We start from the raw sequence: 16,204 nt of genomic DNA on the forward strand, positions 1-16,204 counted from the left end.
ACGTTGAAATGGGACGTAGCTATGAAAAATCTAAGCAAGCATTTGAAGAAGCGCAGCATTTAATGCCTGGTGGTGTCAACAGCCCCGTACGTGCATTTAAATCCGTCAACACAGACCCGATTTTTATGGAGCGAGGTAAAGGCGCAAAGATATACGATATTGATGGAAATGAATACATTGATTATGTCTTATCATGGGGACCGCTCATTTTAGGACATACGAATGACCGTGTGGTTGAAAGCATTCAGCGAGTAGCTGAACAAGGTACAAGCTTCGGTGCTTCTACTTTAGTTGAAAATGAGTTAGCTAAGCTTGTATCAGAACGAGTTCCTTCCATTGAGGTTATTCGGATGGTCAGCTCTGGAACAGAAGCGACAATGAGTGCACTTCGTCTAGCACGCGGCTTTACAGGCAGAAATAAAATTGTGAAATTTGAAGGCTGCTATCATGGCCACGGTGATTCTTTGCTCATTAAAGCTGGTTCGGGTGTGGCAACGCTTGGACTTCCAGATAGCCCTGGTGTCCCTGAAGGTACGGCAAGCAATACGATCACCGTTCCATACAATGATTTAGAAAGCATCAAAGTCGCTTTTCAAGAATTTGGAGACGACATTGCAGGTGTCATTGTAGAACCAGTTGCAGGAAATATGGGCGTTGTCCCTCCGCAAGAAGGTTTCTTGCAAGGATTGAGAGACATCACGGAGCAATATGGCTCTTTACTCATTTTTGATGAGGTCATGACAGGCTTCCGTGTGGATTATCACTGCGCGCAAGGCTATTTTGGCATTACGCCTGACCTGACATGCCTTGGCAAAGTAATCGGAGGCGGTCTCCCGGTCGGCGCTTATGGCGGAAGAGCGGACATTATGAGACAAATTGCGCCAAGCGGTCCGATTTATCAAGCAGGAACGTTATCTGGTAACCCGCTTGCGATGACAGCAGGCCTTGAAACATTAAAACAGCTGACACCTGAGTCTTATGAAGAGTTTAGACGCAAAGGAGATCGTTTGGAAGAAGGAATTTCGAAAGCGGCGAAAGCACATGGGATTCCATTAACATTTAACCGTGCAGGTTCCATGATCGGATTCTTCTTTACGAACGAACAAGTCGTAAATTATGATACAGCGAAAACAGCTGATCTCGCTTTATTCGCTGAATTCTACAAGGAAATGGCTGACCACGGCATCTTCCTTCCACCTTCTCAATTCGAAGGGCTGTTCCTATCAACTGCTCATACTGATCAAGACATCGAATATACGATTGAGACAGTGGAAAAGGTTTTTCAAAAACTACGTCGATAAACAAGAGCCGATATGGAGACATATCGGCTTTTTGCTTTGCATAAAACCAATCATATTTTCACCGTCTCCCACATACACCTGTATTGACATCTAATTTTATTTTGAAGGATTAGATGAAAGGAGGACACCGACTTGTCTCAAAACAATCGATTACAGTTTTCGGTAGAAGAATCCATTTATTTAAAAAACGGACAGGAAGTCAGTGAGCTGCTGTCAATTTCTCTCGATCCTGACATTCTCGTTCAAGAAGTGAATGATTATGTTTCCATTAGAGGTTCACTCGAGCTAACAGGAGAATACAACATAAATCAAGAGGAGCAATTGGGTGAATCCAGTTCCTATGCATCATACAGGCAAGCTGATGAGGTGAAGGTAAGAGAGGACGGAACAGCCGAGCTTCTGCATCAATTTCCAGTTGATATCACCATCCCTAAGAACAAAATCAGTCATTTAAATGATGTGTTTGTGTTTATTGATGCGTTTGATTACCAGCTGACAGAAAGCCGTTTGCTCACCATTCAGGCTGATCTAGCGATTGAAGGTCTGTTAGATGAAGAAACGCCTCGAGTGCCTGTAGAGGAGCCTTATGAATTTGTCTATCGTACTGAAGAGGAATATGGTGATGTGACCTATGAATATCAGGCGCAGCCGGAACATGAGGAACAAGAAGAGCTGCAAAGCGATGAACGTCAGGACTATGAGGAACAGGCTGCATTACAAATTGAAGACGTACGTACCGAACAAGAAGATCAGGAAGAAGAGGAAGAAATTGAAATAGAGCAGTTGAGTATGGAAGAAGAGGAAGAGTCGGAAGAATTGGAAGAACGGGAAGAACCGGAGGACCAAGCAGAAGCAGTGACACTTGGTTATCGCTCCTTCCCCGAAGCTCAGGTGCTAGAGCCGCCATTTTTTGAACCGCCTAAGCTATTAGAAGAAGAGGAGCGAGATGAGACGTTCTTTGAGGTGGAAGTGAGAAAAGACCCTGAAGCAGCTGAAGAGCAAGAAGAAACGATTCCAGCTTATCCGGCATTTGAACCACCTGCTTATAATATGGAACCGGTGCAGGAGGAGCGGGATGACACTTACCAAATAGAGCGATTATATGAACGGGAAGAACCAAAGGTGTATGAGTCTGCCCAAGAAGCGGAGGAGCCTGGAAATGAAGTGAGAGAAACGTCTGGCAGTGAGAATTCTCTTTATTTAACGAAGCTGTTCGCTAAGCAGGAGGAGGAAGATTTTTCTCGCATGAAAATTTGTATAGTTCAGCAAGAAGATACGGTCGATCGTATTTGTGAGCGATATCAGTTGAATGTGCAGCAGCTCCTTCGAACGAACTCATTATCGGTCGATGCGGAGCTTGAAGAAGGGCAGGTTCTTTATATTCCTGAATATCAAAAAAGCAATGCATAGCAAGCGATGACCGACCGAGAAAATGTGGTGAGTGAACGTGGATGAAATTCAATCTGTCCTATACGAATACGGGCTTGAGGCTGAATACATTGAACCTGTCAGTCCTGCTGTCGTAAAGGTGTATACAAAGCAGGGTGTATTTGCACTAAAGCGAGTAAAAGCCAATCGACAAATGCAGTTTACAGAGCAAATGCTTGAATTAGAATCAAAAGGTTATCGCTCCTTTGTGCCGATTTATCGGACGAAGAGCGGTTCCTTTTTCTCAAGTCATCGGGAAAGCCAGTACGCATATTATCTCATGCCATGGCTGACGAATGAAAAGAGAGAAGAGCAGGACGATAAACATGAATATTTATTTCAAGAGATTGCAAGACTTCATAAACGAACTGAAGTGATGATGGACATCACAGAGCAAGAAATTGAAGCTCACTACACACAAATCAAGGCCAAATGGGAAACAGAGAAAGACATGTATGAACGATTCATAGAGCGGGCAGAGCAAACTTGGTATATGTCGCCATTTGAGCTGGCCGCTGCTATGTATTTTTCAGAAGCTATGTCTGCCAGTGAATTTGCGCTTGAACGATTAGAGGATTGGCACGAGGAAATGAAAGATCAAGAGACAACACGTGTTGTGTTAAATCATGGACAATTATCGATCCATCACTTTTTGTATAATGATGTAGGCACAGGGCATTTCACCAACTTTGAGCGGTCCAAAAAGGCCGCCCCCATTTATGACCTTCTGACCTTTTACTTTCGGACATTCAAAACCTATCCTACGTCTTGTCCTGAATGCACTTCCTTGTTTTATACGTATCAAAAAGGAAATCCTCTTAGGGAGGAAGAGCTTCATTTGTTCTTAAGCTACCTTGCTTATCCGCAAGGTCTGTTTGATACGGTGAAAGCCTATGAAGCAGGCGGGCAGGATGAGATGGAAAGCTGTCAGCAGCTATTAAGAGCGTATTGGCAAATGAAAAATTCAGAGCCGACCGTCATGAAGATTCACGAGATTGAGCAGGCTAGACGCCTTGAAGAAGAACAAAACGCCTCGTCATCAGCAGAATGACGAGGCGTTTTTGTGTTGGCTTTATCATTTCTCTGTAAAGGAATGATCGATACATAAACGTGAGTTTTTAAAACCAATCAAGGTGAAAGGCACAAGCGAGAAAAATAAGAATACCTAGGATGAGGACGTCAAATGTTGTGGGGAAAATGATCGTACGAAACCCTTGAAATATGGCGATCGGGAGAACGACTTGGGAGGCAACTGCCCGAATTTGTCTAAGCCAGGGGGGAAGTGTGTAAGGATTGAACTTCTTCAAAATCAAACGCCCTCCTTCTTCATTTTGTTATTATCATATGGGCAATAAAGCGAAGGGTGCCTGCCCAATTTGTATAAAGCAGAAGAAAAGCGGAAAAGATGATTGACGAAAACAAAAGGCATTTAGTAATATTAATAAAAGATGAGTATGTGCTGATGAACGTGATATATCGTAAGCATGGACCAGGAAGAGTACGAGCAAGACCCTAAAGAGAGGGAAACCAATAGCTGAAAGGTTTCCTAGGATGCGCTTGTTTGGAAGGTCGCCTGTGAGCTTAATTTCTTGAATGAACAAGTAGAGAAATTCGGGAGAACCCCGTTATCCTTTAGAGTGTACGGGACACATGTATGTGCTCCGTGAAAAAAGGTGGTACCGCGAAAAAGCTTTTTCGTCCTTTTATAAGGATGGAAAGGCTTTTTTTATGTTTCATCAGCCGAAAAAATGTGGAGGTAACACAAATGGGAACAAATAATCAAGAAATGCCAACAAAGTACGATCCAAATGCGATTGAAAAAGACCGCTATACGTACTGGCTTGAAGGGAAATTCTTCGAAGCGCAAAATGATAAAACGAAAGATCCATATACAGTCGTCATTCCTCCACCAAACGTGACAGGAAAATTGCATCTTGGGCATGCGTGGGATTCAACACTTCAAGACATCGTGACGCGCATGAAACGGATGCAGGGCTTTGACGTTCTATGGCTTCCAGGGATGGACCATGCCGGTATTGCCACTCAAGCAAAGGTAGAGGCAAAGCTTCGCGAAGAAGGCGTGAGCCGTTATGACCTCGGACGCGAAAAGTTTGTGGAAGAAACGTGGAAGTGGAAAGAAGAATATGCTGATTTTATTCGCAGCCAGTGGGCGAAAATGGGTCTTGGCCTAGATTACTCGCGTGAACGTTTTACATTAGATGAAGGTCTGAATAAAGCTGTACGCCAAGTGTTTGTCCAATTATATGAAAAAGGGCTTATCTATCGCGGAGAGTACATCATTAACTGGGATCCAGCAACAAAGACTGCACTTTCTGATATTGAAGTGATTTATAAGGATGTTCAAGGGGCGTTTTATCACTTGAGATATCCGCTGGCAGATGGAACAGGTTCAATTGAAATTGCGACAACAAGACCTGAAACAATGCTTGGAGATACGGCAGTAGCTGTGCATCCTGAAGACGAACGCTATCAGCATTTGATTGGAAAAACAGTCATTTTACCAATTACAGGACGTGAGATCCCAATCGTCGGTGATGACTATGTCGATATGGAGTTTGGTTCAGGTGCTGTGAAAATTACACCTGCTCATGACCCGAATGATTTTGAGCTTGGAAACCGCCATGAGCTAGAGCGAATTCTTGTTATGAATGAAGATGGCACAATGAATGCAAATGCGCTGCAATACAAAGGAATGGACCGCTTCGAATGCCGTAAACAGCTGGTGAAAGATTTACAAGAAGAAGGTATTTTATTCAAAATTGACGATCATATGCATTCAGTTGGTCATAGTGAGCGAAGCGGAGCTGTAGTTGAACCATATTTATCTACACAATGGTTTGTGAAAATGCAGCCGCTGGCGGATGAAGCCATCAACCTGCAAAAAGGTGATGACCAAGTCCAATTTGTTCCGGATCGATTTGAAAAGACGTATTTACACTGGATGGAAAATATCCGTGACTGGTGTATTTCTCGTCAGCTATGGTGGGGACACCGCATTCCGGCTTGGTACCATAAAGAAACGAAAGAAGTATACGTTGGACTGGAAGCGCCAGAAGATATTGAGAACTGGGAACAAGATAACGATGTCCTAGATACATGGTTTAGTTCAGCGCTTTGGCCATTCTCTACAATGGGCTGGCCGGATGCAGACAGTGAAGACTTTAAGCGCTACTATCCAACAAACCTGCTTGTAACTGGCTATGACATTATTTTCTTCTGGGTATCTCGTATGATCTTCCAGGGTCTTGAATTCACAGGAGAAAAACCGTTCAAAGATGTCCTTATTCATGGGCTCATCCGCGATGAACAAGGGCGTAAAATGAGTAAGTCGCTTGGCAACGGAATTGATCCAATGGAGGTCATCGACAAATACGGTGCGGATTCATTAAGATATTTCTTAGCCACTGGAAGCTCACCAGGTCAGGATCTTCGCTTCAGTTTTGAAAAGGTTGAATCCACTTGGAACTTTGCGAACAAAATTTGGAATGCATCCCGTTTTGCTTTAATGAATATGGATGGTTTAACGTATGATGAACTTGATTTGACAGGTGAAAAATCAGTTGCTGACCAATGGATTTTAACCCGCTTAAATGAAACGATTGAAAGTGTCACACAGCTTGCTGACAAGTATGAATTCGGCGAAGTTGGCAGACATTTATATAACTTCATTTGGGATGATTTCTGTGATTGGTATATTGAGATGGCGAAGCTTCCGCTTTATGGAGAAGATGAAGCTGCGAAGAAAACGACTCGTTCGATCCTTGCGTATGTCTTAGATCAAACGATGAGACTTCTTCATCCGTTTATGCCGTTCTTAACAGAAGAAATCTGGCAGCATCTTCCGCATGAAGGTGAGTCCGTTACCGTTGCGAAATGGCCTGAAGTGAAGCCGGAGCTTTCCAACGAACAAGCTTCTGCTGACATGAAGCTGCTCGTTGAACTCATTCGCTCTGTTCGTAACATTCGCAGTGAAGTAAACACGCCAATGAGCAAGCAAGTTGAGCTTTACATCAAAGCATCCACATCTGATGTTCAGGAGCGTTTAGAGAAGAATCGTTCATATATTGAGCGCTTCACGAATCCAAGTGTTCTTGAAATTGGCACAGATGTCCCAGCTAGTGATAAAGCGATGACGGCTGTCATTTCTGGAGCAGAACTCATTCTACCGCTTGAAGGCTTAATCAATTTAGATGAAGAAATTGCTCGTCTGCAAAAAGAGCTTGATAAGCTGACAAAAGAAGTAGAACGAGTACAGAAAAAGCTTGGCAACGAAGGCTTTATGAAAAAAGCGCCTGAAAGTGTCGTAGAAGAAGAGCGTGCGAAAGAACGTGATTATGTCGCAAAACGCGAAGCTGTTCAAAAGCGGATTGAAGAGCTGAAAGCATAATGTTGAAAAGACGGCTCCTAACGGAATGGAGTCGTCTTTTTTGAAAATTTCGTATGAAAAGAGAGATGACATTGTTTACAACCTATCATGAAGCCATTGAGTGGATTCATAGCAGACTGGCCTTTGGTGTAAAACCGGGTCTTGAAAGAATGAAGTGGCTAATGAACAGACTAGACCATCCAGAACAAAAAATAAAAGCGGTGCATGTTGCTGGTACAAATGGAAAAGGATCAACGATTGCGTTTACTCGTTCCGTTTTACAGGAAGCCGGCTATTCAGTTGGAACTTTCACCTCTCCGTTTATTTTAACGTTCAATGAACGAATCAGCGTAAATGGAGCGCCTATTCAGGATGAAGAATGGCTGAGTTTGGTGAATGAGATAAAGCCTTATGTTGATGAATTAGATGGAACAGAGCTTGGCGCAGCAACAGAATTTGAAATCATTACAGCATGTGCATTCGCTTATTTTGCCCATGTGCGCCAAGTAGACTTTGTCCTATTGGAAACAGGGCTTGGCGGAAGGCTTGATTCAACAAATGTTGCAGTGCCGATCTTAACGGCCATTACGTCAATTGGCCATGACCATATGGCGATTTTAGGCGATACACTTGAACAGATTGCAGCTGAAAAAGCAGGCATTATAAAAGATGGTATTCCAATGATCACGGCTGTTCATCAACGAGAGGCACTAGCTGTCATTCAAAACACTGCAATAGAAAAGAATGCCGTATGCATCTCGTTACATGATACATGTACCTTTGATCAGCAGCAGCCGACAGAAACAGGTGAACGTTTCACGTTACGCACTCCAAAAAGGCAGTATCCAGAGCTTGAAACAGGGTTAATTGGAACGCACCAAAGGCAAAATGCATCTCTTGCCGTTCTATTGATTGAATGGCTGGTTCAAGAAGGCCATATCAGCGTGACAGAAGAGCATTTGTATGAAGGGATTCGGCAAGCAGTATGGGCTGGGAGATTTGAAAAGGTCAAAGATCATCCTCCTGTCTATCTCGACGGTGCTCATAATGAAGAGGGGATGGACCGTTTAATCGAAACCGTACAAGCTCATTTTTCCAGTAAACAGGTGCATGTATGTTTTAGCGCTTTAAAAGATAAGCCGTACAAACAAATGATTGAAAAGCTTGAAGCCATTAGTTCATCTATTCATTTTGTTTCGTTTGATTTTCCAAGAGCTGAATCAGCGGAAAAGCTTTATGCTTGCAGTCATTTAGAAACAAAATCGTATGACGATGACCCTCGTGCTGTGCTTGAATGGATTCAGAAAAAAAGCGCTGATCCCTTGGCGGTTATACTTGTCACTGGCTCCCTTTATTTTATTTCAGATATGCGAAATCGTATTTTAGGATCATGAAAAGATGCAAAAGGCTCCCAGCCATTTGTGTCTTTTTTCTTTTGATATGTAGATGAGGGATAAAATCATATTTTCACTAGGTGCTCAACGTAAATGTCTATGGTACAATCCGGTCTATCTTATCCCCGGAAGGAGCCACTGAATATGATTGACATTTTTGTGTTTCTTGCAGGCATCACCATGGGATCGTTTTTTCATCTAGTTGGTGAAAGGCTGCCAATGAAGCGGTCCATACTCTTTCCGCGTTCTCACTGCGGCGTTTGTAAACAACCACTATCTCTGTATGACATGATTCCGCTCGTTTCGTATATTGTATTGAGAGGGTCGTGTAAACATTGCAGCACCCGATTGTTTTTGTTATATCCAATGATTGAGCTGCTGTCAGGCAGCCTTTTTTTGCTCATTTATAGGAACGCTGGTTTTTCGTTTGAAGGCCTTTTTCTTGTGATTCTTTGTAGTTTATTCGTGATTGCTGTCGTGAGCGATCTTCTTTATATGAGGGTGCCAAACGAGCTGTTTCTCTTCTTTTTTCCTCTATTCGTCATATACCGCACGCTAGAACCATTTCTTATTTGGTGGGAAGGAGCGGCTTCTCTGCTTTTTTGTTTTCTCTTATTTTATAGTTTAGATCGTTTTAAGCCAAACAGCATGGGAGGGGCTGATATGAAGCTGTTCGGTGTGCTTGCGTTTTGCTTTGGTTTAAAGGCATTCCTCATCATTCTTTTCCTCTCATCTATCGGCGGAATGGTCTATGCGAAGGTCTTTTCCTTTCGATTAGACGAGCCATTTCCCTTTGTTCCTGCGATCGCTTTTTCTTTTTGGGTTTATCTTTTTGGGTCTCATGTCTTAAGCCCATTCAGCGGATTATTTGGGTGAAAAAATTGGCGAACACTTTTTTTACCTGCCGACAAAAGTCTTGTTCTTTTTTTTATCTGCTATGTTAAAGTGTGAAACAGAAAGAAGGACGGGTTAAATTCGCACTGATTCATTGGACAAAAAGGTCTTTCTTACAAACAATGTCAGAAAGCGGGGAATGACAATGAAAAAAAGGCAGGCAAAAAAACAAGGGTTAAAGGTCAATATTAATGGCAAGGAAGAAATGCTTCATGAAGAAGATCATCAGCCAAAAAAACAGCAAGAGGATCATGTGACGTTTTCGAATTGGGAGGAAAAGAGGCAATCAGAACAGGAGACAGCTGCTTCACAGGAAGATCCATCTAAACCAAAAGAAGAAGATTTCCAGTGGGACGATGCAGCTGATCATATTTACCACTCTGATCCAAAGGTCGTCACGCCTTATCAAAAGAAAAAAGGCTCATTTGATCAGAAGTTCAGTAAAAACCGCGGCCCCTTCAAGAGAGTGATGACAACGATTGTATTTGCAGTGGTTCTTGGGACAGGCCTCGGCGTGTTTGCACTAAGCTTAAGCAAAGACGGTACAGCAAATCCGTCAGGTGGTGACCATGTCAGTGTCACAGCATCCGGAAACCAATCTGCAATGAAAGCCGGAGGGGATGCGCCGCCAGCGGCGGGAGATACAGATGAATCAAAAGAGAACAAAGGTGAAAAAAGTGTCTCTGGCAGTTTTTCAACCTTTGTCGTACAGGCTGGAAAGTTTTCCTCTGAAAAAGGAGCAGATGACTTGGTTACCAGTTTAAAAGATGCAGGATATGCGGGGAAAAAAGTCTCAATGGATGATGGATATTATGTGATTGCTGGGCTTGCAACAGAACAAGGCATGACAAGTGCTGTTGGGAAGAAACTAATCGATCAGCACTTTGAAGCATGGGGCGGTAAGGAGCTCTCATTTCAAGTGCCAGATGAGCTGACTGGTTTAATAGAGAAGGCTTCTGTCTTATCTTCAAAGGTGATTGTAGGGGATGAAGTAGAGAAAAAGGAAGTCACGCAGCTGATCTCTGAGCTGGAAAGTGCCAAAACAACTGACGCATCAGCTAAAAGCAGTTTGCTGAAAGCGGTGCAACTGTTAAATGACCCAACGGCTGAAAATGGGTGGAAATCTCAGCAAGTGCTGCTTGATCAATTAAACACGTAAAATCATTTTTTAAGAGAGCAAACTAGTCAAAAAATGACTAGTTTTTTTCTTTTGTATCCAACATAATGATGAAGGAACATGAAAAATGAATTTTCGTCAATTGTCGGTAAGATGTACATTTGATAGGATGAATGGGTATCTTACTTCTTAAGCTAAACCCTGAAAGGATGAACGAACATGAACCAATTAATTCTCGCATCACAATCACCTAGAAGAAAAGAATTGCTTGATCTAGCAGGGTTTTCTTATGACATTCAAGCAAGTCACTTAAAAGAAGAAATAAATCGAAACCTTTCGCCTGCTGAGAACGTCCAATGGTTGGCAGAACAAAAAGCAAATGATATTCAAAAAATACATCCCAAAGCTGTGATCATTGGTGCAGATACGATTGTTGCAATTGACGGCAAATGTCTTGGGAAACCAAAAGACAAGGAAGAAGCGGCCTCAATGCTTCAATTATTGTCAGGAAAGACACATCAAGTCTTGACTGGTGTCTCGGTTCAGTCAGAGAATAGAAAAGAAACATTTTATGAACAGACAGAAGTGACATTTTGGATGCTTACGCAAAATGAAATCAACCGCTATATCGAAACGGGTGAACCGCTTGATAAAGCGGGAAGCTATGGCATTCAAGGGAAAGGCGCACTGTTTGTTCAAAAAATAGACGGTGATTATTTTTCCGTTGTAGGTCTCCCTATTGCCAAAACAGTTAGAGTGCTTGAAACATTTGGAATTACCCCTTTTTGATGACGGGAAGGAATTCAAAAGGAGTGTTCATCATTAACCATTTCCCTATGTTGCTTAAGCATTTCCCTCATGATGAAAAACCGAGAGAACGATTTATCAAATATGGTCCAAGCAGTTTATCAAATCATGAACTTGTCGCAATCCTTTTTAGGACAGGCACAAAAAAGGAATCTGTTCTTCAAATTTCCGCAAGACTTCTGCAAACATTTGGCGGCCTTCGTTCTGTGAGAGAAGCTTCTATTGAAGAACTGTCGAAGATTCGAGGAGTTGGAAAAGCGAAGGCGATCTCTCTTTTAGCTGCGTTAGAACTCGGCACTAGATTACACCATCAAACGACGGACAACCGTTATGTCATCCGCACGCCAGAGGATGGGGCAAACTTTGTGATGGAAGATATGAGATTTTTGACGCAGGAAAATTTCGTTTGTCTTTATCTCAATACAAAAAATCAAGTTCTTCATAAACATACCGTGTTTATTGGAAGTTTGAACTCATCGATTGTTCACCCGCGTGAAATTTTCAAAGAGGCTTTTAAACGTTCGGCTGCTTCATTTATATGTGTGCACAACCATCCATCTGGAGATCCGACGCCTAGCAGGGAAGATATTGAAGTCACAAAGCGACTTTTTGAATGTGGAAAGCTGATTGGAATACAGCTGCTTGATCATCTTGTCATAGGTGATCAAAAATTTGTGAGTTTGAAGGAAAAAGGGTATTTGTAACACTTTTTTTTTCGATGTTTTACGATATAATAGAGTTTATGAGTTTTTCCCTAAAGGGAATTTTGGTTTAAGAAAGGAAGATACATACATATGTTTGGAATTGGTACAAAAGACCTTGGAATAGATCTTGGAACAGCGAATACGCTTGTTTTTATTAAAGGAAAAGGAATTGTTGTGAGAGAACCTTCGGTCGTAGCTTTGGAAACTGATACGAAGTCTATAGTGGCGGTCGGAAATGACGCTAGAAACATGATTGGCCGTACACCTGGTAATGTTGTGGCACTTCGCCCAATGAAAGACGGAGTCATTGCAGATTACGAAACGACAGCAAAAATGATGAAATATTACATTAATCAAGCACTTAGAAACAAAGGGCTATTTGCTCGTAAACCCTACGTGATGGTATGTGTGCCATCTGGGATTACAGCTGTAGAGGAGCGAGCAGTCATTGATGCAACAAGACAAGCTGGTGCACGTGACGCATACCCTATTGAAGAGCCATTTGCTGCGGCAATCGGTGCTAACCTGCCTGTATGGGAGCCAACAGGAAGTATGGTTGTGGATATTGGCGGCGGTACAACAGAAGTGGCCATTATTTCACTTGGCGGCATTGTGACTTCTCAATCGATCCGTGTGGCAGGAGATGAAATGGATGATGCGATCAGCAGCTATATTCGTAAAACGTATAATCTGATGATCGGTGACCGTACTTCAGAAGCGATTAAAATGGAAATCGGTTCTGCACAGCCAGACGTGCATGATGAGATGGATATTCGCGGACGTGACCTTTTAACAGGTCTGCCAAAAACGATCTCTATTACGGCAGAAGAGATTGCAAAAGCGCTTCGCGATACGGTGGAAACAATTGTTGATGCGGTAAAAGCCACTCTTGAAAAAACGCCACCTGAGCTGGCAGCAGATATTATGGATCGCGGAATCGTTTTAACAGGCGGCGGTGCATTGCTGCGTAATCTTGACAAAGTCATTAGCGATGAAACGAAAATGCCAGTCATTATTGCTGAGGACCCACTTGACTGTGTGGCGATCGGAACAGGGAAAGCACTAGAACATATTCACTTGTTCAAAGGAAAATCAAAAGATAATCGGGCGTAAATAAAGAGGTGTAAGACATGCCGCAGTTTTTTATGAATAAAAGATTAATGTTGCTCCTTGTCTGTGTCATCGTACTGGTGGCTATGATTGGTTTTTCAGTGAAAAGCGGCAGAGGTGCTTCATGGCCGGAAAAATTAGTGGGGGATACGACAGGCTTTTTTCAAGGTGTCTTTCATAAACCATCACAATTTATTGCCGGTATGTATGGGAACGTACAAGATTTAAAGAACACATATGATGAAAACGAGCGTCTTCGAAAAAAACTTGATGGACAAACCCAGTATGAGGCGAAACTTCAAGAACTAGAAGATGAAAACAAAAAGCTTCGCAAGCAGCTCGGATATGTGAACTCTATTCGTGATTATACGCCAATTCTATCAACTGTTATTGCGAGAAACCCGTCCCTATGGGATAGTTTTGTGATGATTGATAAAGGGAAAAAACAAGGCGTTGACAAAGATATGGCGGTCACAAATGAGAGTGGTGCGTTAATCGGGAAAATCGAAAGTGATAAGCTCAACAATTTTACTTCGACTGTAAGGTTGCTAAGCTCTACAGACCAAAATAATAGAATTTCAACGAAAATTTTTGCAAAAAAGGGCAAAGAAGAACTCAATGGAATTATTAACGGTTATGACAGCAAGAAAAAAATGCTGACAATGAATATTCTAAAATCCGATGCTGATGGGGATGTCAAAAAAGGAGATCTTGTCGAAACATCTGGAGCAGGGGGCGTATTCCCGCAAGGCTTAACAATTGGTAAGGTGAGCGAAATCGAGCCTGACCATTACGGACTGACAAAAATCATTTATGTAGAACCAGCTGCTGAACTCAACAATTTAGACCGCGTGATTGTTGTGAATCGCAGCACAAGTACGGCAGATGCATCTGAATTGACGAAGGAGGAAGGCTCGTGAAACGTGTCCTTCTTGCTTTCGTCATGTTGTTTATCTTCGTATTTGACAGCATTTTTGTCGATTTAGTGAAGCTCCCATTTGTTTCAGATAATCAAATTTTAGCACCTCATTTCATCTTACTCGCACTTGTATTTATGACTGCTTTTGTGAATCAAAAATATGGTGTGATTTACGGCTTTATCTTTGGACTTTTATATGATATTTCGTATACAGGCATACTTGGTGTTCATATGTTTGGCTTTGGGGCGCTTTGCTATTTGTTAGCGAAAGCTTTCAAAGTCCTTCAGACGAATATTTTAGTGGTCGTCTTTCTGTCGATGATTGCTGTTTCCGTGATGGAGTTTTATGTGTACGGCGTTCAAGCGACGATTCAGCCAGGGATTATGCCTTTTAATACGTATGTCATCGAACGCTTTATTCCAACGATTCTTTTAAATACTGCTGCGTCTCTCATACTTGTTGTGCCGCTTAGGCTCTTTTTCATCAATGTGAAGCAAGGACTGATCGACGAATAAAAGCAGGAGTTTGTCCAATTACGGCGAAATGAGTATGTTGTTGAGGTGAGCATCTTGAAAACTCAAAAACAGCAATTTGTGACAATAAAAGGTACAAAAAACGGATTAACATTACAGTTAAATGATGACTGTTCGTTTGATGACCTTCTTTCTGGCTTGCGAGAGGTTCTTTTGCTTGAGCAATATACAGATGGAAGAGAAGGACATAAGGTCAATGTGCATATTAAACTTGGTTTTCGGTATTTAACAGAGGATCAGGAGGAGCGTTTGACTGAAGCGGTGTCTGAGAATGAACATCTCATCATTCATTCCATTGAAAGTGACGTCATGTCAACTGAAGAGGCGAGACGATTAAAAGCAGAGGCTGAAATCACCTCTGTAGCGAAAATTGTACGCTCTGGACAGGTGCTGTATGTCGAAGGGGATCTCTTATTAATAGGAGATGTGAATCCTGGCGGAACGATTCGTGCAGGGGGAAATATTTTTGTGCTCGGCGCATTAAAAGGCGTGGCGCATGCTGGATGTAATGGGAATAAACAAGCTGTCATTGCGGCATCTCGTATGATTCCAACTCAGCTTCGCATCGCACAAGTGTTTAACCGTGCACCAGATCAAAAAGAAGATGGAAACGAAATGGAATGTGCTTATTTAGATATAGATGGCAACATGATCATTGAACGCCTGCAGCAATTGGCTCATATAAGACCTAATCTGACAAGGCTTGAGGGAGGAATGTGAAATTGGGCGAGGCTATTGTGATTACCTCAGGAAAAGGCGGCGTTGGCAAAACAACAACATCTGCAAACTTAGGCACAGCACTAGCAATTCAAGGGAAAAAAGTGTGTCTAGTGGATACCGATATTGGCCTTCGGAATCTAGATGTCGTGATGGGGCTTGAGAACCGCATTATTTATGATCTAGTCGATGTAGTAGAAGGAAGATGTAAAATTCACCAAGCGCTTGTAAAAGATAAGCGTTTCGAGGATCTTTTGTATCTTTTACCCGCTGCTCAAACAAGCGATAAAACGGCTGTAGAGCCGGAGCAGATCAAAGAATTGATTCAATCATTGAAACAAGACTTTGATTATGTCGTCATCGATTGCCCTGCTGGAATCGAGCAAGGCTTTAAAAATGCTGTATCTGGTGCAGATAAGGCAATTGTCGTGACGACGCCTGAGATCTCAGCTGTGAGAGATGCTGACCGTATCATCGGCTTATTAGAACAAGAAGATATCGAACCGCCTCGTTTGATTGTCAACCGTATTCGTACACACATGGCGAAAAGTGGCGATTCAATGGATGTGGATGAAGTTGTACATCACTTATCGATTGATCTTCTTGGCATTGTGGCAGATGATGATGACGTGATTAAGGCTTCAAACAATGGTGAACCAATTGTGATGGATGCTAAAAACAAAGTATCAATTGCGTATCGCAATATTGCTCGCCGTGTACTAGGTGAATCTGTTCCACTGCAATCATTTGAAGATGAAAACAAAGGGATGTTTGCAAAGCTCAAAGCATTTTTCGGTGTTAGAGCATAACCATTCACGTGAGATCAGGCCGATTCGATGAGAATCGGTCTTTTTGTTGCATATCACATGGGGTCGCCACATAAAATGTACAA

The 16,204-nt window shown here is 42.3% G+C and carries 15 protein-coding genes and 1 other annotated feature; of the genes, 14 read left to right on the forward strand and 1 reads right to left on the reverse strand.

Translation table 11 applies throughout. The features are described from left to right. Positions 1-8 precede the first annotated feature (8 nt). The 3 genes from hemL (at position 9) to ysxE (ending at position 3,780) form a co-directional block, all read left to right on the forward strand. The gene (hemL, locus tag R0K30_RS11240) at positions 9-1,301 is read left to right on the forward strand and encodes a glutamate-1-semialdehyde 2,1-aminomutase (RefSeq protein WP_230030520.1); all 1,293 of its coding nucleotides are present in this window, start codon (positions 9-11) and stop codon (positions 1,299-1,301) included. 132 nt (positions 1,302-1,433) lie between these two features. Further along, on the forward strand, positions 1,434-2,711 hold the full coding sequence (locus R0K30_RS11245; RefSeq protein ID WP_410610730.1) for a LysM peptidoglycan-binding domain-containing protein: 1,278 nt from the start codon (positions 1,434-1,436) through the stop codon (positions 2,709-2,711). Between the two features lie 37 nt (positions 2,712-2,748). After that, positions 2,749-3,780, forward strand: a complete 1,032-nt coding sequence (gene ysxE / locus R0K30_RS11250; RefSeq protein WP_099727795.1) for a spore coat protein YsxE — start codon at positions 2,749-2,751, stop codon at positions 3,778-3,780. 67 nt (positions 3,781-3,847) lie between these two features. On the opposite strand, the gene R0K30_RS11255 is transcribed toward ysxE, so the two are convergent. Beyond that, entirely contained in the window at positions 3,848-4,036 is a 189-nt protein-coding gene (locus R0K30_RS11255) for a hypothetical protein (RefSeq protein ID WP_264007688.1), read from the reverse strand. Between the two features lie 169 nt (positions 4,037-4,205). Beyond that, positions 4,206-4,435, forward strand: a binding site (T-box leader). Positions 4,436-4,494: 59 nt separating this feature from the next. Here R0K30_RS11255 and R0K30_RS11260 point away from each other — a divergent pair. The 11 genes from R0K30_RS11260 to minD all read left to right on the forward strand — a co-directional run bounded on the left by R0K30_RS11260 (position 4,495) and on the right by minD (position 16,121). Then, on the forward strand, positions 4,495-7,137 hold the full coding sequence (locus R0K30_RS11260; protein ID WP_410610732.1) for a valine--tRNA ligase: 2,643 nt from the start codon (positions 4,495-4,497) through the stop codon (positions 7,135-7,137). 65 nt (positions 7,138-7,202) lie between these two features. Then, entirely contained in the window at positions 7,203-8,510 is a 1,308-nt protein-coding gene (locus tag R0K30_RS11265; RefSeq protein WP_327924898.1) for a bifunctional folylpolyglutamate synthase/dihydrofolate synthase, read from the forward strand. Between the two features lie 144 nt (positions 8,511-8,654). Continuing rightward, positions 8,655-9,386: a prepilin peptidase gene (locus R0K30_RS11270; protein WP_099727793.1), complete on the forward strand. Its 732-nt coding sequence runs from the start codon at positions 8,655-8,657 to the stop codon at positions 9,384-9,386. A gap of 163 nt (positions 9,387-9,549) precedes the next feature. Then, positions 9,550-10,563, forward strand: coding sequence for an SPOR domain-containing protein (locus tag R0K30_RS11275; protein ID WP_410610733.1), 1,014 nt, complete (start codon positions 9,550-9,552; stop codon positions 10,561-10,563). A 177-nt stretch (positions 10,564-10,740) separates the two neighbouring features. Continuing rightward, positions 10,741-11,310: a Maf family protein gene (locus R0K30_RS11280; protein ID WP_099727792.1), complete on the forward strand. Its 570-nt coding sequence runs from the start codon at positions 10,741-10,743 to the stop codon at positions 11,308-11,310. Positions 11,311-11,357: 47 nt separating this feature from the next. After that, complete coding sequence (gene radC, locus R0K30_RS11285) at positions 11,358-12,032, forward strand: RadC family protein (protein WP_099727791.1); 675 nt, start codon at positions 11,358-11,360, stop codon at positions 12,030-12,032. Between the two features lie 90 nt (positions 12,033-12,122). Then, a complete protein-coding gene (locus R0K30_RS11290) occupies positions 12,123-13,145 on the forward strand; it encodes a rod shape-determining protein (RefSeq protein ID WP_034321249.1) in 1,023 nt (340 codons plus the stop codon). A gap of 17 nt (positions 13,146-13,162) precedes the next feature. Next, a complete protein-coding gene (gene mreC, locus R0K30_RS11295) occupies positions 13,163-14,062 on the forward strand; it encodes a rod shape-determining protein MreC (protein WP_099727790.1) in 900 nt (299 codons plus the stop codon). Further along, complete coding sequence (gene mreD / locus R0K30_RS11300; protein ID WP_230030517.1) at positions 14,059-14,577, forward strand: rod shape-determining protein MreD; 519 nt, start codon at positions 14,059-14,061, stop codon at positions 14,575-14,577. Before mreC ends, mreD begins: the two co-directional genes overlap by 4 nt. Before the next feature lie 54 nt (positions 14,578-14,631). Then, positions 14,632-15,315, forward strand: coding sequence for a septum site-determining protein MinC (minC, locus tag R0K30_RS11305; RefSeq protein WP_099727788.1), 684 nt, complete (start codon positions 14,632-14,634; stop codon positions 15,313-15,315). A 2-nt stretch (positions 15,316-15,317) separates the two neighbouring features. Then, positions 15,318-16,121 carry a septum site-determining protein MinD gene (gene minD / locus R0K30_RS11310; protein WP_003216504.1) on the forward strand — a complete coding sequence of 268 codons (804 nt, stop codon included), beginning with the start codon at positions 15,318-15,320 and terminating at the stop codon, positions 16,119-16,121. Positions 16,122-16,204: the final 83 nt, after the last annotated feature.

It is taken from the genome of Bacillus sp. SIMBA_154, assembly GCF_046536015.1.
Lineage (GTDB): Bacteria > Bacillota > Bacilli > Bacillales > Bacillaceae > Bacillus > Bacillus pumilus_P.

Excerpts from the sequence above, each read along its gene's own strand:
- hemL (WP_230030520.1), top strand. The coding sequence starts at position 9 with ATGGGACGTAGCTATGAAAAATCTAAGCAAGCATTTGAAGAAGCGCAG.
- R0K30_RS11260 (WP_410610732.1), top strand. The coding sequence starts at position 4,495 with ATGGGAACAAATAATCAAGAAATGCCAACAAAGTACGATCCAAATGCG.
- R0K30_RS11265 (WP_327924898.1), top strand. The coding sequence starts at position 7,203 with ATGACATTGTTTACAACCTATCATGAAGCCATTGAGTGGATTCATAGC.
- R0K30_RS11270 (WP_099727793.1), top strand. The coding sequence starts at position 8,655 with ATGATTGACATTTTTGTGTTTCTTGCAGGCATCACCATGGGATCGTTT.
- R0K30_RS11275 (WP_410610733.1), top strand. The coding sequence starts at position 9,550 with ATGAAAAAAAGGCAGGCAAAAAAACAAGGGTTAAAGGTCAATATTAAT.
- R0K30_RS11280 (WP_099727792.1), top strand. The coding sequence starts at position 10,741 with ATGAACCAATTAATTCTCGCATCACAATCACCTAGAAGAAAAGAATTG.
- radC (WP_099727791.1), top strand. The coding sequence starts at position 11,358 with ATGTTGCTTAAGCATTTCCCTCATGATGAAAAACCGAGAGAACGATTT.
- R0K30_RS11290 (WP_034321249.1), top strand. The coding sequence starts at position 12,123 with ATGTTTGGAATTGGTACAAAAGACCTTGGAATAGATCTTGGAACAGCG.
- mreC (WP_099727790.1), top strand. The coding sequence starts at position 13,163 with ATGCCGCAGTTTTTTATGAATAAAAGATTAATGTTGCTCCTTGTCTGT.